19 protein-coding genes are annotated in these 19,668 nt (G+C 40.4%); 17 read left to right on the forward strand and 2 right to left on the reverse strand.

The annotated features are described in order from the left end of the window. Position 1: 1 nt before the first annotated feature. Positions 2-1,963, reverse strand: a complete 1,962-nt coding sequence (locus ACP2AF_RS18160) for a histidine kinase dimerization/phosphoacceptor domain -containing protein (RefSeq protein ID WP_425237560.1) — start codon at positions 1,961-1,963, stop codon at positions 2-4. A gap of 190 nt (positions 1,964-2,153) precedes the next feature. Between ACP2AF_RS18160 and ACP2AF_RS18165 the strand changes: the two genes are divergently transcribed. From ACP2AF_RS18165 to ACP2AF_RS18200, 8 genes are all read left to right on the forward strand, one after another. Further along, positions 2,154-2,684 (forward strand): ester cyclase, encoded by a 531-nt coding sequence (locus ACP2AF_RS18165; RefSeq protein WP_425237561.1) that lies wholly within the window; start codon positions 2,154-2,156, stop codon positions 2,682-2,684. 27 nt (positions 2,685-2,711) lie between these two features. After that, a complete protein-coding gene (locus ACP2AF_RS18170) occupies positions 2,712-3,476 on the forward strand; it encodes a hypothetical protein (protein WP_425237562.1) in 765 nt (254 codons plus the stop codon). Positions 3,477-3,517: 41 nt separating this feature from the next. Beyond that, the gene (locus ACP2AF_RS18175) at positions 3,518-4,075 is read left to right on the forward strand and encodes a cupin domain-containing protein (RefSeq protein ID WP_425237563.1); all 558 of its coding nucleotides are present in this window, start codon (positions 3,518-3,520) and stop codon (positions 4,073-4,075) included. A gap of 32 nt (positions 4,076-4,107) precedes the next feature. Then, positions 4,108-4,617 (forward strand): nuclear transport factor 2 family protein, encoded by a 510-nt coding sequence (locus tag ACP2AF_RS18180; protein ID WP_425237564.1) that lies wholly within the window; start codon positions 4,108-4,110, stop codon positions 4,615-4,617. Between the two features lie 77 nt (positions 4,618-4,694). Then, complete coding sequence (locus tag ACP2AF_RS18185) at positions 4,695-5,732, forward strand: methyltransferase (protein WP_425237565.1); 1,038 nt, start codon at positions 4,695-4,697, stop codon at positions 5,730-5,732. Between the two features lie 71 nt (positions 5,733-5,803). Continuing rightward, a complete protein-coding gene (locus tag ACP2AF_RS18190; RefSeq protein WP_425237566.1) occupies positions 5,804-6,568 on the forward strand; it encodes a hypothetical protein in 765 nt (254 codons plus the stop codon). Between the two features lie 140 nt (positions 6,569-6,708). Next, the gene (locus ACP2AF_RS18195; protein WP_425237567.1) at positions 6,709-7,428 is read left to right on the forward strand and encodes a hypothetical protein; all 720 of its coding nucleotides are present in this window, start codon (positions 6,709-6,711) and stop codon (positions 7,426-7,428) included. A gap of 54 nt (positions 7,429-7,482) precedes the next feature. Next, positions 7,483-8,484, forward strand: coding sequence for a DUF3500 domain-containing protein (locus tag ACP2AF_RS18200; protein WP_425237568.1), 1,002 nt, complete (start codon positions 7,483-7,485; stop codon positions 8,482-8,484). 53 nt (positions 8,485-8,537) lie between these two features. On the opposite strand, the gene ACP2AF_RS18205 is transcribed toward ACP2AF_RS18200, so the two are convergent. Continuing rightward, positions 8,538-8,918, reverse strand: a complete 381-nt coding sequence (locus ACP2AF_RS18205) for a glyoxalase superfamily protein (protein WP_425237569.1) — start codon at positions 8,916-8,918, stop codon at positions 8,538-8,540. Between the two features lie 55 nt (positions 8,919-8,973). On the opposite strand from ACP2AF_RS18205, the gene ACP2AF_RS18210 reads away from it, so the two are divergent. The 9 genes from ACP2AF_RS18210 to ACP2AF_RS18250 all read left to right on the forward strand — a co-directional run bounded on the left by ACP2AF_RS18210 (position 8,974) and on the right by ACP2AF_RS18250 (position 19,541). Further along, positions 8,974-11,799 (forward strand): trehalase family glycosidase, encoded by a 2,826-nt coding sequence (locus ACP2AF_RS18210; RefSeq protein ID WP_425237570.1) that lies wholly within the window; start codon positions 8,974-8,976, stop codon positions 11,797-11,799. Positions 11,800-11,803: 4 nt separating this feature from the next. Next, positions 11,804-12,643, forward strand: coding sequence for an endonuclease/exonuclease/phosphatase family protein (locus ACP2AF_RS18215; RefSeq protein WP_425237571.1), 840 nt, complete (start codon positions 11,804-11,806; stop codon positions 12,641-12,643). Beyond that, positions 12,643-13,248, forward strand: coding sequence for an FMN-binding negative transcriptional regulator (locus tag ACP2AF_RS18220; RefSeq protein ID WP_425237572.1), 606 nt, complete (start codon positions 12,643-12,645; stop codon positions 13,246-13,248). Before ACP2AF_RS18215 ends, ACP2AF_RS18220 begins: the two co-directional genes overlap by 1 nt. A gap of 61 nt (positions 13,249-13,309) precedes the next feature. Then, positions 13,310-14,263 (forward strand): sugar phosphate isomerase/epimerase family protein, encoded by a 954-nt coding sequence (locus ACP2AF_RS18225; protein WP_425237573.1) that lies wholly within the window; start codon positions 13,310-13,312, stop codon positions 14,261-14,263. Between the two features lie 102 nt (positions 14,264-14,365). After that, a complete protein-coding gene (locus ACP2AF_RS18230; RefSeq protein WP_425237574.1) occupies positions 14,366-15,520 on the forward strand; it encodes a helix-turn-helix domain-containing protein in 1,155 nt (384 codons plus the stop codon). A 122-nt stretch (positions 15,521-15,642) separates the two neighbouring features. Beyond that, positions 15,643-16,830: an acyltransferase family protein gene (locus tag ACP2AF_RS18235; protein ID WP_425237575.1), complete on the forward strand. Its 1,188-nt coding sequence runs from the start codon at positions 15,643-15,645 to the stop codon at positions 16,828-16,830. 225 nt (positions 16,831-17,055) lie between these two features. Beyond that, positions 17,056-17,631 (forward strand): Crp/Fnr family transcriptional regulator, encoded by a 576-nt coding sequence (locus tag ACP2AF_RS18240; protein WP_425237576.1) that lies wholly within the window; start codon positions 17,056-17,058, stop codon positions 17,629-17,631. A gap of 66 nt (positions 17,632-17,697) precedes the next feature. Then, complete coding sequence (locus ACP2AF_RS18245) at positions 17,698-18,258, forward strand: hypothetical protein (RefSeq protein ID WP_425237577.1); 561 nt, start codon at positions 17,698-17,700, stop codon at positions 18,256-18,258. Continuing rightward, the gene (locus ACP2AF_RS18250) at positions 18,255-19,541 is read left to right on the forward strand and encodes an alpha/beta hydrolase family protein (protein WP_425237578.1); all 1,287 of its coding nucleotides are present in this window, start codon (positions 18,255-18,257) and stop codon (positions 19,539-19,541) included. Before ACP2AF_RS18245 ends, ACP2AF_RS18250 begins: the two co-directional genes overlap by 4 nt. The last annotated feature ends 127 nt before the right edge of the window (positions 19,542-19,668 follow it).

Raw genomic sequence — 19,668 nt, forward strand, 5'->3', positions numbered from 1 at the left:
ATTAAGCTGCTTTAACATATTGGAATTCAAAGGAAACAAGGGTTCCCTTATCTATAGTAACTTTTATTTTCCCGTCCAACTGTTGGGTCAACAATTGGATAAGTCTAGTTCCAAAACCTGTGTCCTGCATTTTTTCAAAACTTGTATTGCCTACACCGTTATCGGCCACTTTCATATATAATTGGGGGCCTTTTTTGTTTAATCCGATCCGTATGGTTCCTTCTTTTTTATTGGGAAATGCATGTTTTAGGGAATTTGTCAAAAGTTCATTTACAATAAGACCGATTGGAATTGCGGTGTCCACATCAAGTTCCAAACGATCCATTTCAAATAGCACCTTTACTTCACCCTCCACTCCGTAGGCATCCAAGACGTAATTAGCCAGATTCTCAAAATATCCTTTCATTTCAATTGAGGATAAACTCTTGCCCTGATACAGGTTTTGATGGATCATACTCATACTATGCACCCTATTTTGACTTTCCTGCATGGTCTCTACAATCTTGGGGTCATTGATTTCAGCGGATTGGAGAGCCAATAAACTGGATACAATTTCTAGATTGTTCTTAACCCGATGATGAATTTCTTTCAATAAAAATTCCTTTTCCCGATTCTGTTGCTGGAGCAACTTGTTTTTCTTCACATTGTTCTGAATGGCCTTATAGGACAAAAAGAGCAGCAACAGCAATAGACCGGAAATAATGATCACCATGGTCTGTCTGGAACGTTGTTTTTTAATTTCGGTTTCCTGTAGTTGAATGGTACCTTCCTTGGTCATTACGTCAAATTCCGTTTTGAGCAAGGAGATTCGCTGATCGGCCTCGGCGGTAAAAATTCTATTCTTCAAAATATCATATTCCGCAAATGCCTGATAAGCCTCCTTATAATTATGGTTCCCTGCATACGCCTTTCCCAATGTCTCGTAGGCTTGGCTTAAGTAATACTCATCCCCAAAATCCGAAGTGGCCACTTCAATGCATTTATTGAGGCTTTCGATAGCAGAAATATATTTCCCCTGTAAATTTTGCAATTTCCCAATAGAAAGCCATGAGCGCATGACCATAAAGTTGTTTTCAAGAAAATGGGCATATTTCAGGGCATTTTTACCCGCACGTTCTGCCTTATCAAATTGATTTAAGTAAGCGTACAGATCTACCAAGGAAATGTATACATCACTTAAATTATTGTAAAAACCGTAGCGTTCCCCAATGGTAATGGCGTGCTCATAGTAGGTTTTGGCCTTCTCATATTCCTTTAAGGCCAAATAATTGTTGCCAACAACATAAAGGGTAAAGTCATAATCCAGATCATTGAGGTTTCGCTCTTCAAATAGCCTCAAAGATTTGAGACCATACTCCAGTCCAGTGTCAAACTTGGATTGCTTCCAAAAAAGATTACTAAGGTCACTGTAAGCCAAGGCTATGGCTTTCTTGTCATTAAGACTTACCCCAAGGTTTAGCGAAGCTACGGCATAATCCGCTGCCCTATCCAACTGTCCCCTTCGCTCAAAAACATAGCCCAACTGGGTATTCAAAAAGGCCAAATCACTTTTGTGGACCTTAGTTTTTGCCACGTTCAATACTATCTCGGCACTATCCAACTTTTCCATGCGTAAAAGAATGGATCCTTCCGTAATTTGGAACCTTCCCTCCCAAAGTGTGTCTTTTACCTTTGAGGCCAACTGAAGTCCCACTTTGGTAAAGTCCAAAGCGGTAACAAGATTACGTGTATGCCAGTAGTAGGCCAAATCATTCAGTATTTCAAATTGAAGGGAATCCGGTTGGGCCTTTGGGTAGGTTTCCTCAAGAATATCCAGATAGGAAGGACCAAAGTTATCGGTGGCAACAAAAACCTTTTTGTAAGGGCTTTCGCGGTTGAGGTCAATTAATTGGGCAAAGAGTGGCCCGCAATTCAAAATAGAAAAGCCAAATACAAAAAATGCATTTAAAAAAAGGTCTCTCATTTCATGGGCTGGTCCTCACCGGGGGAAATGAGCAATGTTAAATATACAACAAAATCCACAAATCTTGTTCGGTAAATTGTACATGGGCTTGGGACAAAAAAAATGCCCATTCGTCCGGTAGTCCATGTTTAGCCTTTTGGAAGGAGTTATTTTGGTTATACCCATTCTTTATTTAAAACACTCATGTATCATGAAAATAGTGATTCTGTTACTAGCAGTTTTCTTTTTCTTTTTGTGCTCTTGCCATAAACTGGGAAAACGGGATCCACAATTTATGGATATGAATTTAAGGGATAGCACTATACGGGCGAATCTAAGTGTATTGGTGGATTCCTGTTGGAACAATCAGGACACTACTTTACTGACCGGGATTTCGGTGGAAAATTTTGTAAGACGCCTTAACGGAATACAGATTGCGGTCTCCAAAAGGGAGATGCAGGCCCATATGAATGTCTTTTTTACGGCCTTCCCGGACTTGAAGTTGACATTGGATACCTTGACTATCAACAACAACAAGGTATTTCTGGAATGGACATCTAAAGGTACCAATACTGGGGTTTACGGCGAAGTGGCTCCGACCGGTAAAAAAATCAAAATGAATGGTTTTTCACATTTATATTTTACGGATAACGGCGAATTGTCCAGAGAGGATGTCTATTACAACGAACTGGATTTTTTGCAGCAATTGGGCTATACGCTAAAACCTCCCATACTGGACTAAAACTCAAAACCCTTAAATAAAACAACTATGAGAACACTAAAAACCACCTTAATTATTGTATTGGCCTTAGTCGCCGCACCTTGTACTTCACAAGAGAATGACAAATCCCAAGCCTTTTGGGTCCATGAGGATGTCGTAAAACCTTCCATGGTATCGGAATACGAAACCGTCTGCAAGGAACTTACCGATAATATGAAAAAACATAATATCCAAGAAATGAACTCCATAGTGGCCAATCTTGCGGACAATCGCTATTTATGGGTCGGACCTATTGAAAACATGGCCCAATTGGATAAACCGCTTTTTGCCACCTTGGCCGAAAAAATGGGTGCCGAAAAAATGGGTGCTCTTTTTGACCGCATGGACAAGTGCTATGATATTGAACAGAACTATATAATACATTTGGACAAAGACCTTTCCTATATGCCCGGAGGAATTACACAAACTCCAGAAGGACAGGACTATAGAAAATTCCACTACTTCCACTATGCACCTGGTAATAGGGCTATCGTAAAGAAAAAAGTAGAGGCCATAAAGAATTTGTTCACAAGCAAGGGCTCTAAACTGGACTACAGGGTATACCGTAGTGGTTTTGGAACCAGAGGGGAGTTTTACATGGTAGCCATTGCCGCCAAGGATGCCGCCGACTACGCCAATAAAATATCCGCGAACAATGAATTAATGGGCGAAGAATGGTTGAAAACCTATACAGACTTTACATCAACTTTGGAGAAATATGAAGCTTTTGAGGGTAATATGAGGCCTGATATGGCCTATACGCCAGGAGAATAGATTTACAATAACCTCCTTTTAATACCAACAAAATACAAACTATGCCAAAAAAAGGACAAATTCTTGTAGATAAGTTTACCGGGGATTCATTCGAGTTTCTGGAAACAGGAAAAGATACGGATGGAAAAAGGGTTGTGATAAAGGTCATGCTTAAAAGCAAAGGTCAAACTGTAGATGATCATATCCATGTTTTACAGGATGAAACCTTCAAAGTAATTTCTGGGCGCATGACCTATTTTCTTAATGGAGAAAAGCACTTTGTAAAGCAGGGCGAGGAAGTTACGCTCCCAAAAAATGTGCCCCATAACCACTATAATACAGATGATGAACCCACAGAATATATACAGACCATTTCTCCGGCTATCGACGTAGATTATTTCATTGAAAATCTCTTTGGATTAATCAATGACGGTAAAGTAAAAAATGGAAAATTACCTCTTCTGCAGGCGATGGTGACCCTAAAATATTTAGAAAGTCCATCTTATTTGGCCAGTATGCCCAAAGGATTACAAAGAGGGCTTTCCAACCTCTTGTCACCTCTCGCAAGGGCAATGGGATATAGGGCCATTTATGAGAAGTATACAGGGGTAGAGAAATAACATTCACATATAATCCTAAAACTATTACAATTATGAGAAAACTCTTTTTATTCGGGCTTGCCTTAACCATGCTCACAGCTTGCAACACCAAACCGGTACGCTACACTCAAAATTCTCCTGAAATCGATGTGGTTAAAAAACACATCGCCAACTACAACAACAAAAATTATGATACCGGTATATATGCCGATAGCTCAAAAACATTCTTGAATACCAAAAAGAATGCGATGACACCCGGCGAGGCTATGGAATACCATAAACAAACCGACGCCAATTATTCCAATCGTGGCTTTATGGCTGAAGACCAGGAATATGAAATGGTGGTGACCGATGACGGGGAGACTTGGGTAAATTGTTGGTTGGACTGGAAAGGCACTTTGGCCGGAACAGGACAGGAAATTGAGATTCCCGTTCACCTTACGTATCGCTTCGTAGAGGGCAAGGTAGTCCGTGAATTGGGATATTGGGATCCCACCGAGATAGTACTGGCCCTTCAAAAAATTGAAGCTCAAAAGAATAGCTCTGAAGAAGAAAAACCATAAAACCTTCCTTGGATACCATTGTCAAAGCTTTTATAAAGAGGCAATGGTACCAGCAATGACATTATAAAACAGTTCAAATGGACACAGCCACTCTAAAACAAGTAAATCCTTCAAAAATCATGCAGCTCGGTACTGGGTTTTTTGCTACCAAGACCTTGCTCACTGCGGTAAATATGGAACTTTTTACCATCCTAGCAAAAAGAGAATTATCCGGTGATGAAATTCAGTCTAGACTTGGGCTCCACTCCCGAAACCTTTACGACTTTTTGGACGCCTTGGTGGCCTTGGGCTTTTTAAAAAGAACAGGCCTCCGAGAGACAGCATTGTATAGGAACGCAGAGGATGCCAATCTGTTCCTTGACAAGAACAAACCAAGTTATATTGGGGGCATCCTGGAAATGTGCAACAACCGGTTGTATCTTTTTTGGAACGATTTGGAAGAAGGCCTAAAAACTGGATTACCCCAAAATGAAACAAAAAACGGAGGGAAGTCAGTTTTTGAGGAAATATATGCCAATCCAGAAAAACTCCGGGAATTTGTGTCGGCCATGGCCGGGGTCCAAATGGGAAATTTTGTGGTATTTGCCAAGAGCTTTGATTTTTCAAACTACAAAACGCTATGTGATATAGGGGGTGCCGGGGGTTTCCTTGCGGCACAAGTAGCACTTCATAATCAACATATGCAATGTACATCTTTTGATTTGCCGCCCGTTGAGCCTATTGCGAAGGAAAACATTCAAAATATGGGTTTGGAAGATAAAGTAGCTATCGATTCCGGAGATTTTTTTACCGATGATTTTCCAAAAGCGGATGTGATTACCATGGGAAACGTATTGCACGATTGGGGAAAAGAGGATAAACTTATGCTCATAAAAAAGGCATATGAAGTATTGCCAAAAGGGGGTGCCCTTATTGTTATTGAAAGTATCATAGATGATAATAGAAGTGAGAACGCTTTTGGTCTCCTGATGTCAATGAATATGCTTATTGAAACCTCCGAAGGCTACGATTTTTCAATGTCGGATTTCAACGAATTGGTAAAAGAAGCAGGTTTTAGACAAACTTCGGTAATGCCGCTGACGGGCCCAACCAGTGCCGCGATTGCAATAAAATAATTGACCCTATAAAATTGTCTGCCGACCGCAATGGAAGTATTATAAGAGTATTAACCATAAAAACTATAAAAATGAGAAAACTAATGTATTTAACGTCCTTCCTGATTCCTTTCCTATTTGTAGCACAGGAGAGCCAACCCGCTCCCCTTTTCATGAACGTTATGATTACCCCGCAACCGGACAAAATTGAAGCATTTGAAGCCGGCGTAGCGGCACATAATAAAAAATATCATGCGGATGGAGCGGGTCAGATCAGTGTATTTTGGATAGCGAGCGGAAAAAATTCGGGCAAATATATATGGAGTATGGGACCAACAGCTTGGGCCGCTATGGACGAGGCAAACGACTATGGCGCAGAGCATACCAAAGACTGGAATACAAACGTTGCGGCCAATGCACATGCTGCAATGGAAACCACGTATTGGAAGGGCGATATGGCCCATTCCAACTTTTCCAAGGATTTTGCCTTAAAGAACCTTTCCATTTTTATGTTGGACATTAAGCGCTTTAAACGAATGGAATTCATGTCCGTTCTGGATAAGGTCTATAAGGTGTTTAAAACAAAGGATCCCGATCACCAGTGGGGAGTGTACTTCAACGAATTGAATAATTCCGATGGACAAGATATGGTTTGGGTCGATTTCTTTGACAAATCGGCTTGGATGGGCGAAGAAGATCAATTCCCACAATGGTATGAAGAAGTGCACGGTGCAGGAAGCTTTCCAGGGTTTTTAAAAGAGTTTGAGGCGACAACAGAGGCCGACACTCAAGAATTATGGGTGTTTAGGCCGGATCTTAGCAGCTCGGACGGGCAGGTCCAGTCTGCCGGTCAATGATTACATTGGGGATCTTCACTTCTTACACTAACCAATACTTTCAAGACCAGGGAGAATCTCCCTGGTCTTGTTCTTGGTTATAGTAAAAGATTAGCAATACATCTATTTTCTTATATTCATACATGCAACTAAAACGACCCATGAAACCGACCAAACGTACCCTTTTATTTGAAAAATCCGGCTACTATTTTATCGCCTTATTTGCTCTGGCCATAGCAGGCTTCTGGCCTTCCTATTTTTCTACCTTCTTTGATGGGTCTGCTGATTTTAATTTTTATTTCCATTTCCATGCCGTTTTGGCCGTGCTTTGGATTTTCATGCTCATCGCACAGCCTCTATTGATCCGGAGGAAACAGTTCGCTTTACATCGCACCATAGGCAAACTATCCTATGTTTTGGTACCTCTCATTTTTATCTCGATAATTTTGTTGGCACATAACAGAATAACTGGAGAAGAGGAAAACTTAGGTTTAAGTTTATGGATTCCTTTTAAAGATCTGCTCATCTTCGCGGTAGGTTACGGAATCGCTATCAAGTACCGTCATAGGATGCCCATTCACGCCCGTGGTATGATCGTAGCCGGTATTGTTTTGATAGAACCCGCCCTGGTTCGTTTAATCTTATATGTGTTTTTCCCTGATGCCGGTTTTGCTCCAGGCGGCTATATGGCCACACTAGTTATCCTATATGCATTGCTAATCGGATTAATTATAGCAGAACGCAACCAAAAACAGGGCAGATGGGTTTTTCCGCTCACATTAGGCCTATACCTGTTTGTCCATTCTGTCCTAATATTTGAGATAAGCATAGGGCCTTGGCAGACATTTTCGGAATGGTTTGCAACCTTGCCCTTGACCTGATAGAATAGGTTTAGAAAAATGTCCGTACATTTAAAACGCAACAAAACCAATATTATGAGAAAAAGTGTATGGGCCATATTGGGAATGGTCCTATTGTATTCCACACAAATTGCTGCTCAAGACCATGTGCTCAACTTTCTAAACTCCTTAAACAAAGAACAATTGACCAAAGCTCAATTGGAATTTGATGACCCTTTGCGTGAGAGCTGGCACTTTTTCCCTGCCTCCATGTGGCAACGTGAAGGTGTTTCCCTCAAAGAATTGAACGCCTCCCAAAAAACGCTGTTGCATGCCATGCTCAAAAAACACCTAAGTGAATCCGGTTATACCAAAGCCATGAAAATCATAGCTCTGGAAGATGTACTTTTGGAAATGGACGGGAACAGTACCATGAGGGATTCCGAGAAGTACTACGTAACCATTTATGGAAATCCAAAAAAGGACAAGTTATGGGGGTGGTCCTTTGAGGGGCATCATATATCGTTAAACTTTGCCTTAACCGAGGACAAGGTTTCTTTTACCCCACGTTTTTTTGGAGCTTCCCCGGCCATTATCAAACAAGGGAAAAGAAAAGGGGAGCGTACGCTTGAAAGAGAACAGGACATTGCACTGGAACTCATTAATGAATTAAGTCCTTCACAAAAAGAAGAGGCCATTTTTAATAAAACGGCACCGAACGAAATCATCACCTTTGTGGAAACATCCGTAGAACCTTTGGATCCCGTGGGCATTGTTTTTAATGATTTGGAAAAGAATCAAAAGAAACTGCTCCTGAGCCTTATCTATGAATATCTTTCTGCAATGCCCGAGGAATTGGCCAAGAAACGTATGGCCAACCTAAAGAAAGAGCAATTGGACGATATCCATTTTGGATGGGCCGGGGCCACAGTTTTAGGGCAACCACACTATTACCGGATACAAGGAAAGACATTTTTAATCGAATTCGACAATACCCAGAGCAATGCCAATCACATACATAGCGTTTGGCGAGACTTTGATGGTGACTTTGGAAAGAATTTAATCAAGGAACATTATGAGAATTCCAATCACCACTGATTGGTTTTGCACAGTTCCTTTGAAAATCAGACTATCCGAAATAACATATCCGATTAAATATCCCTATAAAAAGTCAACCCATTCTTAAACGGATCATAAAAGGCAAACTCTTTGGTGCCCCAGGCTGTCTCCCGTAGAAGTGTATGGGCATTAAAAACATCCTTTTCGGAATATTCCGCATAAAGCTGCTCTATATTTTCGGTAACAATGCGCAACATGGGCCGGTCTACCGCCAACTCCCATTCCGCAGCATCATGCCATTGCAAATGTATTTCTACGGCATCCTTTAAAATTCCTGCGTATTTTGGGTTTTTGGAATCATCGGCAAATGCAATTTTAAATCCCAATCGATTCACATAAAAATCCAAAGCTTCCACCACATCCTTTACAGGAAGTACAGGATGGATCTGATGTAAATATCCTTTTACTTTCACGAAATAAATTTACGGTATTATGACTAACTTACCATTCAATTTTTGGAAACATCCTTTGAAAAAATTAATTATTCTTTTCGCACTTCTCCTAGGCTTACCGGGTATCGCCCAATCCGTTCACCCTAAGCTGGTTTGGATACGTCCAGAAGGTGGGGAACGTAATGAATATGTATATTTCAGAAGGGAGTTCACCCTGGATGAAATGCCTCAAAAATCCGAATTTCATCTTTATGCCGACTCTCGGTACGCTCTTTATATCAATGGAAATTATATGGGTTTTGGCCCTGCACGTTCCTTTCATATTAACCCATATCATGACACTTACAACCTCCTGCCCTACCTAAAACAGGGCAAAAATGTAATTGCGGTAAAGGTACTTTCCAATGGAATGCTCACCTACCAGTTGTTTGATTACAAAGGTGGGTTTACAGCTTGGGGAAACATTGAATTGAAAAACAATAAAATAAATCTTTCCACCGACACCGGTTGGTTATGTAAAAAATCCAAAGGCTATGACCAAACCGCTCCCCGATTTTCCTTTGCCACCGGTGCCATAGAAAATTGGGACAGTCGTGAAGAATGGGATTGGAACCTGCCCCAAACCACTATTAAGGGCTGGACTGTTCCGGTTCCATTAAAAAATCAGACAATATGGGGAGCCTTTAAACCAAGGCCTATTCCAAAATTGACCAATACCCCCATAAACTCCTTACGGCTTAGGATGGCTTACCCCCTGTCCAACGAAGAGGATATTTATTCCTTTAGAATATCTACCCCTGACAGTGATATGAAAGAATACAATACTTCAAATCCTGCCATTGCCTGTACTTATATCCATTCCCCAACGGACCAAAACGTTTCCATAGGGCTTTGGTGGGGAGATCACTATCTAAATGGGCAAATATTAGAGAAAGATACCCTTCAAAAAAATGAAAGTCACCGCAGACAGTATACCCTAAATCTTAAAAAAGGATGGAATACTTATGTGGTTCGTTATGGTATTATTTGGGGGTCATGGGATTACTACATGGCCGTACCGAAAAATGCGGGATTAACACTTTCTTGCTCTAAGGAAAAAGGCTCTCAGGACCTTTTTAAGACCTACGGCCCCTTTTATGATGAAAAGGGAAAAAAGAGCATTGAACAGGCCAATCTTGCCGTTGCCATTCCCGAGTTGTTTCAAAATACGATTGCGGAAAAATGGAAGTTCCAAAATAGGGATAGTGATGCCGATCAACCGGCCCGGGATTTGGCATGGAAAGCCGTGGATACCCCTATGCTTTTTGTTCCTAAAACAACTATTGAAGGAAACCGTATCATTCCTATTTCCAAAAATGGAATCGCGCTTTTTTATGACATGTCGGAAACCCAATTGGGCAGGATTTTCATTGAGGGGGATTTCCCTACCGGAACACAAATAGATATTGGCTTTAGCGAGGAATTGGATAAAAATGGTTTCCCGTGGCTTTACAAACGTTTTCAGGTCGGTGCAGGTCTACGTTTCATTACTTCCGAATCCAAAAAAAGATATGAAAGCTTTAAGCCCTACGGATTAAAATATATGCATATTAATATCAGTGGACACGACCGACCGGTTATCCTGAACAAAGTAGGTGTAGTCCGGCAGGTATATCCTTTTGAAAAAATTGGTCATTTTGAATGTAGCGATCCCATACTCAATAAAATATGGGATGCCGGATGGCGCACGTTGCAACTCTGTGCTGAAGATACCTATACCGATACCCCTTTTCGGGAACGAGGACTATATGCTGGCGATATGTTGCCACAGACGGCTATAACCATGGCTGCCATTGGCGATTTACGTTTGGTAACGCATTCCTTAAAAGTGTTTCAGGATATGTACCGGGACGAAATGATGACCGGAAAGGAAAACCGTCACAACGATTTCCCCTTAATAACACAAGTGACTATGGATTACTATTGTAACTACACAAACGATTGGAACTTGGCCAAAAAGTATTACAACAATTACACCTCCCTCCTACGTAACCATATCCAAAAAAAGGACAAAAACGGATTGATTCCCGCTTCCAGGGTATTTCTGGAGTGGACAGATATCAACAGAGAGAACGCGGCAATGACGGCCTATCAGGCACTTTTAGCACATAGTATGCAGATTACCGCAAAATGGGCACAAAACTTTGGATTTACAGAGGATAAACTCTATTTTGAAAAAGAGGCCGGGCAATTAAAAAAAGACATAAATAAGGTGCTTTGGGATTCAGAGAAACAAGTGTATAGGGACGGTCTTAAATCCAATGTCCTCCTTACCGAAAGTCATCTCACTTCCAATATTTGGCCCCTACTTTATGATATTTCGGACAGTGAACAGGAGCAGTATGTGCTTGCTTTGCTGGAGCAGGAACTTACGGATATCGGGAACATTAGCAGAAAGCGTAAAATAACCCCTTATTCCTCATTCTATCTGTTCGCCCTACTTTATAAGAACGGGAAAGCCGATTTGGCCGAATACTTCATGAAAAAACATTGGGGACCCATGGCCCTACATTCGGCAAAACCAACGGTATGGGAAAATTTTGATATTTCCGGAAATCAGGGTACATCCAGTCATGCATGGAGTGGTCATCCCACGTATTTCCTTTCCACAGAAGTACTTGGGGTAAATCTAGGCTTCCAAACCCCTTTTGACCCAAATCGTATTGAAATAATGCCTCAATCCGCCACATTGGAATGGGCAGAGGGCACCGTGGCGCATCCACTTGGGCCGGTATATGTTAAATGGGAAATTGATGGTGAATTACTGCGGCTGAACTACAAAGCCCCTAAAGGGGCATTGGTAAAAGTATCCCCAAAAGGCAGATTGGGCAAGTTAAAATTGATTACTACCAAATTGAATTAAATATATGAAAACTAAAAAAGGACTACTTACTGTTTTTTCAATGTGCTTGCTATATGCCGTGGCAGCCCAAGATCTTAGATTAATAACATATAACATTAAATATGACAATACCCAGGATACTGTAAACAACTGGAACGATCGTAAGGAAGCTTTGGTTCAACTACTAAAACATTATGGGGCCTCTTTTATCGGCACGCAGGAGGTATTGCATAGGCAATTGACTTATATCGATAGCTCGCTTACCAATTTTGCCTATATCGGAGTTGGGCGGGATGACGGCAGGCAAAAGGGGGAGTACTCTCCTATTCTTTATGATTCTACCAGCTACAAGGTGCTGAAGAGCAATACCTTTTGGCTATCCGAAACCCCGGATAAAATTTCGGTGGGCTGGGACGCTGCCTTGGAACGTATCTGTACCTACGGACTATTCGAGGAAAAAGAGACCGGTAAGAGGCTTTATATCTTTAACACTCATTTTGATCATGTTGGGAAAGTGGCACGGGCAAAATCCGCCGAACTCCTAGTAAAAAAAATAGAGGATACAAACCAGGAAAAACTTCCGGTCGTAGTTATGGGCGATTTGAACCTTACTCCCGATACAGCGCCGATACAATATCTACAAAGTAAATTTTTGGATGGACAAGAGGTGGCTCAAAAGCCATTTTATGGCCCTACCGGAACTTCCAACGGATTTGATCCAGACAGGATTGTGGACAAACGTATCGATTACATTTTCGTAAAGGACCTCAAGGTCGAGAGATATATCCATATTGATGACCGTATGGAAAATAACAAGCACATTTCCGATCATTTACCCGTATTAATTTCCATAGAGACCCAATAATGTATATTCCGGAGCACAACAAAAAAGAAAATTGGGATGAAATCAAGGACTTCATCCGTCAAAACAGTTTTGGTATTTTGATAAATCGATACAAAGACAAACCCTGGGCAACGCATATTCCTTTGGAACTTGAGGTAAATGAACATGGAAAAGATATCCTAGTAGGTCATATAGCCAAAGCCAACCCTCAGTGGAAAACTTTTTCCGAGGACAAAGAGGTGCTCTGTATCTTTAATGGTCCACATGCCTATGTTTCCTCCTCCTGGTACAAGGAAGAGGAAGTACCCACTTGGAACTACATCGCCGTACATATCTATGGAAAACCAAAGATTTTGGACGAGGCAATGGTGATGGCCTCCTTGCACAGGCTAGTGGACAAATATGAACAAGGTTCAAAAAATCCCATTTCGTTACAAAATATGTCTCCCAAAACGTTAAGACAAGTTAAGGGCGTAGTAGGTTTTCAAATTGAGATTTCCGAGATACAGGCAAAGTACAAGCTATCCCAGAACAGGGAAAATGATCACGACCGAATCACTAAGGAACTTGGGGAACGACAAGATGCAGGAAGCAAGGCTATTTCGGAGCATATGAAAAAACCATAAGCCATTATTCTTTCATAAGCCTAAATTATTGACTACTTTGTAGTAATCAATACCAACTGAAATGAAAACTCGAAGAACATTTTTAAAACAAGCGGCCATGGGCGCCACGGCCATTTCCCTTCCCTCGGTCTCAGCTTTTGGCAATCCTCTATTACTTAACTCTACGGAAATGAAAGAACCTAAAATCTCCTTGGCACAATGGTCCTTGCACAGGGCTTTGGAAGAAGGAAATGTATTGGCCATAGACTTTGCCAGTATATCAAAAAATAGCTATGGCATCGATGCTGTGGAATATGTAAATCAATTTTATGTAGATCATGCAACCGATGAAGGGTTCTGGAATACTATGAAAGAAAGAGCCCATGATTCTGGGGTAAAAAGCTTGTTGATTATGGTGGACAACGAGGGAGACCTTGGAAATCCAAAGGAAGATGAGCGAAAGAAAGCAGTAGAAAATCACTACAAATGGATCCATGCCGCCAAGATCCTAGGCTGCCATTCCATTCGCGTTAACGCATTTGGCCAGGGAACAAAAACGGAATTAAAACAACCCTTAATATCCGGTCTCGGAGCATTGGCAGAATACGGGGCCATGGAAAACATCAACGTTCTCATTGAAAATCATGGACTTCATACCTCGGATGGAAAATACATGACCGATATCATCAAGGCTGTGGGCAATCCATATCTCGGAACATTACCGGACTTTGGCAACTGGTGTCTTAACAAGGAATGGGGAAGTACCCAGAACAATATGTGCGATCAGGTATATGATCGCTATCAAGGTCTAACGGATTTTTTGCCTTATGCGAAAGGTGTTAGTGCCAAATCCTATCATTTTGACGTGGCCGGTAACGAAACTATTATGGATTATAGTAGGTTACTCCAAAAAGTAAAGGATTCTGGTTTTGATGGTTATATCGGTATCGAATTCGAGGGTGAAACCATAAGTGAACCTGAAGGAATCAGGGCAACCAAGGCCTTGATAGAAAAGGTTTGGAAGGAACTGGAATAGGCAGTTACACATGTATGATCATCAGGAAAAATGGTATTGTTTAAGAATCGTTTACCATCCTTATGCTCCATTTGGTAAAGTAATTATCAAGCATCTAGACTGATGGACGTGCCCATACATATCGACTTTATAGCCATAATCATTATTCTCGGGATCTTTTTGGGGTTTTTTATTTCCTTTTTTATCATTAAGAAATCGTTAAGGAAAAACTTTCCCAATCTATTTATGGGTCTTTTTATTCTCTCCCTAGCGTTGGTTATGTTGGAGGGATGGTTAAACTATACTGGTTACATTTTCAAGTTTTTGTGGTTGTCCAATTTTTCCGAGCCCCTAAATTTTCTAATGGCCGCTTTACTTTATCTGTTTGTGGATGCGCAGCTAACTCCCAATAGAAAAAAAAGATATTGGCTACATTTCATTCCTTCAATACTTTGGTTTGGCATCTGTATGTTTTATTTCCTACAGCCAGAAGAAGTCAAATACAATGACTCTATTGAGGTCATGCAATTGAATATTCCCAAGATCAGGGAAAACCCTCCATTTTCCGATGACCCGTTGGGAATCCGATCCTATGTCAATGTTTTAACGGGAATCTATTTTACCATTTACATTGCCCTAGGGTCAAGGAAGCTTGTATTAAAAGCGAAAGCTATGGAAGAGTCCTTAGCAAGGACCACAAACAAAACGCTCAAATCCGTACGCAACATCTCTTATCACGCATTGATAGTAGTTGTAATCTTCATACTGGTTAAGCTTTTATTTAAAAATGATGCCGGGGATTATTTTATCTTCCTCTATTTATCCTTTATGATCTTTATTACCACGGTACAAATCATGAACCGGTCCAACTATTACGATGAAGTCTCTACTTTTTTGGAAGTGCCTATCCTGAAGTATAAAAAATCTTCTCTTGAGGAAGTCAAAAAAAATAATATCCTGGATGCCATTGTTTCCCAAATGGAAAATGAAAAGTACTATACTCGGAGTACCGCCTCGTTATCAGGATTGGCTAAGGCCATACATGAAACACCGCACCATGTTTCCCAAGTGATCAACGAGAAACTTGGGCAGTCTTTTTTTGAACTTTTGGCTACCTACAGGGTTAGGGAAGCCATGGCCATCCTCAAAACGGATATGGGCAAAAAATTGACTATTGAAGAAGTGGCCGAGCGGGTAGGATACAATTCCAAATCGGCCTTTAATTCCGCATTTAAAAAGATTACTTCAGAAACCCCCTCTTCCTTTCGAGATTCTTAACTAACTGATAATCAGTATTTTTTTGTGCTTCCCGATAAGGACGAACGCCGTACTTATAGGGGAAGTCGTTAGAAGGGTGGGTCGCATAATAGCTTTGTTACATAATTAAAAAAAAGACTATTATGGACACAAAAGTAACACCCAAAAAAACAAGAAAATATTTTGTTGATTGGCTGAGGATTGCCTTGATCATAAGTGTATTCTTTTTCCATGTGGGTATGATTTTTAGGCCTGAACAATGGCATGTGAATAGCACAGAATCTTTTGCTTTTTTAGACCCGATAATGTGGTGGTTACATATATGGCGAATGCCACTGTTGTTTTTGGTATCGGGTATCGGTACGTTCTACGCCATTGGTCATAGAACCAGTTGGCAGTATGTAAAAGAGCGACTTAGAAGATTGTACATTCCGTTTACTTTCGGCTTCTTTACCTTGGTTCCTCTTATGGTCTATGTAGAACGCATAGATAAGTATGGCTCTTTGTGGAACTTTATCCCCCATATGTTTGATGGTGGCCCTTACCCGGCTGGAAACATTTCATGGCATCACCTATGGTTTATTTTATATCTACTTTTGATATCCTTACTGATCGCCCCATTTTTAAACTATACCAGAAGCGGTCATTATAACATGATTAGAGGCAGGCTAATTCATATGGCATCTAAAAAAATGGGGTTGAACTTAGTCTTGCCGGTTATCATTTTGTCCCAAATCTATTTGAGACAGTATTTCCCAGATAGTACTCACGCTCTAGCAAACGACTGGGCCTATTTTGTCTACTATCTATTATTCTTTTTAAGTGGATTTATGCTGTTTACCAGTGACAAGGTAATTGAGACGTTGGCCCAGCAGCGGCGGTTATATTTAGCCCAGACCCTCATTAGTAGCGCCATCTACTTCCTTACCATTTATTTGATTGATAACGAAAGTGTTCGATATTACATATATATGGTGGGAAGTATTGTAACCGCTTGGTCCTGTGGGTTGACTGCCTTGGGATACTTCAAAAAGTACCTTGATCAGAACCATAGGTATAGAAAAGTATTAAATGAAGCCATTTATCCTTTTTATTTACTGCATCAACCCGCCCTGATTTTTGTGGGTTACGTTGTACTACAATGGGATATCTCCTATGGGGCACAGGCTGTTTTGATAACCCTACTCTCGTTGGTAGTCATCATTTTTTGTTATTGGTTCATCATAAGACGGTTTAATGTCCTCAGAGTTGTCTTTGGTATGAAAACAAGATCAAAAAGACAAGTGTCTGCAATCGGTCAAATTGTAAAACCTCACGTATTGAATAAATAACCGATCGCTCTGAAAATGCAAAAAAAGAAATTAACTGTTTAAAAGACCCTTCTAAAAGAAGGAAAATTGAACAGAAACGATTCGGTAATTCGTTCGATTCTATACAATGTAAAAATGTTAAAGGCTTTGGAAACAATCATAAAGGATCATTAATCATTTCAATGTTGGATTTATTTTGAAATTATTACTTTCATCCAATCAATGTAAAACCCTAAAGTCCTGTAAATGGAAGTCGGTCGACTCAATGAATCCATTGATAACTATAACAAGGGTTTAACCCAGAAATCTAGGGAAGGATTTGCCAAACTATGTGTTGAAAAGACCTTTTTGAAAGGCGACCTCTTGCTAAACCCCAACCAATCTGACAGCTGGGAATATATTCTGCTACAGGGTGTGGCCCGGACTTTTCTATTGAATACAGAAGGTGAAGATATTACACTTTCCTTTTTTGAGGATAAAGCCATTCTACCACCCTATGTAACCCGGACCAGGAATGGAAGGTCACTTTTGTATTGCGAAGCATTGACTCATTGTACTTTTGCACGTATGGACGCAAAAGCCTTTGAGGCCCTAATGGTGGAAAATCTAGAAATACGTGATTTTGGGAATATTGTATTACGCCAAGAGTTATTGCAAAAGGTAGATAAAGAGATTAGGATGGCCTCTTGGACCGCAAAAGCCCGTTTAGAGCAATTCCGAAAGGATTTTATCATGTTGGAAAACACTGTCCCCCACCCCATGATAGCCTCTTATCTAGGTATTACCAATGTTTCCCTAAGCCGGTTGCGAAAACAGCTCTAAATTGTTTTTTATCATTTGTTAATGGAAGCCTTAGGTTACTTTCATTCCTTTGTGAAAAGCAAGATTATGAAAAGCATACGAAGTATAATAAATACCAATCTGGTAGGGAAAAGAGTTTTGTTCATTTTTCTTCTTTCAACGCTGGTCTATATTTTCATGATCAGTGTAACCATTCCACATGTAACCCACTATGCACAAGGTATGCTACTATTGGATATGATGCCCATGGGCTATGATTTTGAATATGTTCAGGCTCTGTTCAATTCTCTGGGTAAATCGGGAAGGCAGGCCTATCTCTATCGCCAGATTCCCGTAGATATGGTTTACCCATTTCTTTTTGCCTATAGCTATAGCCTAGTACTTGCCTATTTTTTAAAAAAGCTGAACAAATTGGAAGGACCGTTTTTCTATTTCTGTTTACTGCCTTTTATTGCAGGATTGGCGGACTATGCGGAGAATTTCGGTGTAGTGGTGTTGTTAACAAATCATCCGGATTTTTCAATACTTTCCGTAACAATAACCCGTATTTTCAGTCTTATAAAAAGTTGTATTACCACAATATTTTTTTTAGTCTTAATCTGGATACTTATCCTAGTTGCATTTAAATTCATAAACAAAAAGAAATGAAAATACTTTTTACCTTATTTATAACAGCCGCATTGGTTTCTTGTGGGCCAAAATCAAAGAAAAAAGAAGCGGACAAACAAGGAACATTTAGCGGTGTTTTTACATATGGAAATTTTTCGGACATAATCTCTTTTGAAATTCAAAAAGATTCAGCTGATTGGAAAGTGTTTTTTACAAGTCTCGAACAAAATGCCGTTAGTATACCTGCGCGACAAGTAGAAATAAATGAAGATTCGATAAACTTCGTACTCCAGAGCGATCGATACACCTACAGTTTTAAAAACAAATGGACGGCTAATTTTGATGAACTTTCCGGAACACTGCTTGTAGATACCCTTAAAACAAAATATGCTCTAAAAAGAGACTCCAAAAATAATGGAAACGGATTAACGGCAGAAGAAACAATTTTCACATCAAATGGATTACAAATTGGTGGAACCCTATGGCAACCCGCCCAATCCAATGGGGAGGCCATAGTATTTATTTCTTCTTCAGGTGGGGCGGATCGCAGCGCTTCCAGGGCAGAGGCTATTCATTTTTCCAAAATAGGATATACCACATTTCATTATGACAAAAGGGGAACCGGGGTATCCGAAGGAAATTGGCAAGCTGCCACTATGGAGGAACTATTATCTGATGATATCCATGCCATCCAATACTTTTCAGAGCGAACAAGTATACCATTATCCAAAATCGGAATTAAGGGCAGTAGTCAAGGGAGCGCCAAAATACCTTATATTCTGAACGATGTTCCTGAGCTAAAGTATGGTATAGTGGTAAGCTGTCCCGGAAGTACGTTGCTTGAAAGTGATTTGAATTACTGGAAAAATAGAAATCATCAGGTTTTTGGAGAAGACTTGGAAAGTGCGGCCGAGCTACAAGGAAAGGTTTTTGAACACATTGCGGGCAAAATATCCAGAAAAGACTTGGAGAAAGCCCTGAAAAGTGAAAAAAATGAGTCATGGTCCGGTGATATCTGGGTGCCCAATTTAGACGAAGTCGAGGTAGATAAAAAGTTGCTATACAGCCCTGTTCCCCATTTTCAGAAAACACAACAACCCTTGCTAGTCATTCAAGGTACTGCAGATGAAATCATTCCCCTTAATAGTCATAAAATCATTGTAGAAGCTTTGGAAGAAGCCCAAAACGACCGCTATGAAATACTACTGCTGAAAGACGCCAACCATGCCGTGAACTATGTTGGACGAACAGATTTTCCATACTGGCCCAAATTACATCCGGAGTATCTACCGTCCGTTGAAAAATGGTTAAAAGCACGCTAAGGCAAATGCAGTCGAAAGAAAATTCTTGAGCTTCCTTCAAAGCTTCATAATAAATTTCCAACTTTATGTCCCATTCAAAGACATTGGATCGTCTCTCAAATAGATAACAAACAAAATTATAGGAATT

It is taken from the genome of Ulvibacterium sp. (genome assembly GCF_965248315.1).
GTDB lineage: Bacteria > Bacteroidota > Bacteroidia > Flavobacteriales > Flavobacteriaceae > Ulvibacterium.

What these genes read in the sequence shown, in the direction of transcription:
- ACP2AF_RS18160 (WP_425237560.1), bottom strand. Translation starts at nt 1,963, where the DNA reads ATGAGAGACCTTTTTTTAAATGCATTTTTTGTATTTGGCTTTTCTATT.
- ACP2AF_RS18165 (WP_425237561.1), top strand. Translation starts at nt 2,154, where the DNA reads ATGAAAATAGTGATTCTGTTACTAGCAGTTTTCTTTTTCTTTTTGTGC.
- ACP2AF_RS18170 (WP_425237562.1), top strand. Translation starts at nt 2,712, where the DNA reads ATGAGAACACTAAAAACCACCTTAATTATTGTATTGGCCTTAGTCGCC.
- ACP2AF_RS18175 (WP_425237563.1), top strand. Translation starts at nt 3,518, where the DNA reads ATGCCAAAAAAAGGACAAATTCTTGTAGATAAGTTTACCGGGGATTCA.
- ACP2AF_RS18180 (WP_425237564.1), top strand. Translation starts at nt 4,108, where the DNA reads ATGAGAAAACTCTTTTTATTCGGGCTTGCCTTAACCATGCTCACAGCT.
- ACP2AF_RS18185 (WP_425237565.1), top strand. Translation starts at nt 4,695, where the DNA reads ATGGACACAGCCACTCTAAAACAAGTAAATCCTTCAAAAATCATGCAG.
- ACP2AF_RS18190 (WP_425237566.1), top strand. Translation starts at nt 5,804, where the DNA reads ATGAGAAAACTAATGTATTTAACGTCCTTCCTGATTCCTTTCCTATTT.
- ACP2AF_RS18195 (WP_425237567.1), top strand. Translation starts at nt 6,709, where the DNA reads ATGAAACCGACCAAACGTACCCTTTTATTTGAAAAATCCGGCTACTAT.
- ACP2AF_RS18200 (WP_425237568.1), top strand. Translation starts at nt 7,483, where the DNA reads ATGAGAAAAAGTGTATGGGCCATATTGGGAATGGTCCTATTGTATTCC.
- ACP2AF_RS18215 (WP_425237571.1), top strand. Translation starts at nt 11,804, where the DNA reads ATGAAAACTAAAAAAGGACTACTTACTGTTTTTTCAATGTGCTTGCTA.
- ACP2AF_RS18220 (WP_425237572.1), top strand. Translation starts at nt 12,643, where the DNA reads ATGTATATTCCGGAGCACAACAAAAAAGAAAATTGGGATGAAATCAAG.
- ACP2AF_RS18225 (WP_425237573.1), top strand. Translation starts at nt 13,310, where the DNA reads ATGAAAACTCGAAGAACATTTTTAAAACAAGCGGCCATGGGCGCCACG.
- ACP2AF_RS18230 (WP_425237574.1), top strand. Translation starts at nt 14,366, where the DNA reads ATGGACGTGCCCATACATATCGACTTTATAGCCATAATCATTATTCTC.
- ACP2AF_RS18235 (WP_425237575.1), top strand. Translation starts at nt 15,643, where the DNA reads ATGGACACAAAAGTAACACCCAAAAAAACAAGAAAATATTTTGTTGAT.
- ACP2AF_RS18240 (WP_425237576.1), top strand. Translation starts at nt 17,056, where the DNA reads ATGGAAGTCGGTCGACTCAATGAATCCATTGATAACTATAACAAGGGT.
- ACP2AF_RS18245 (WP_425237577.1), top strand. Translation starts at nt 17,698, where the DNA reads ATGAAAAGCATACGAAGTATAATAAATACCAATCTGGTAGGGAAAAGA.
- ACP2AF_RS18250 (WP_425237578.1), top strand. Translation starts at nt 18,255, where the DNA reads ATGAAAATACTTTTTACCTTATTTATAACAGCCGCATTGGTTTCTTGT.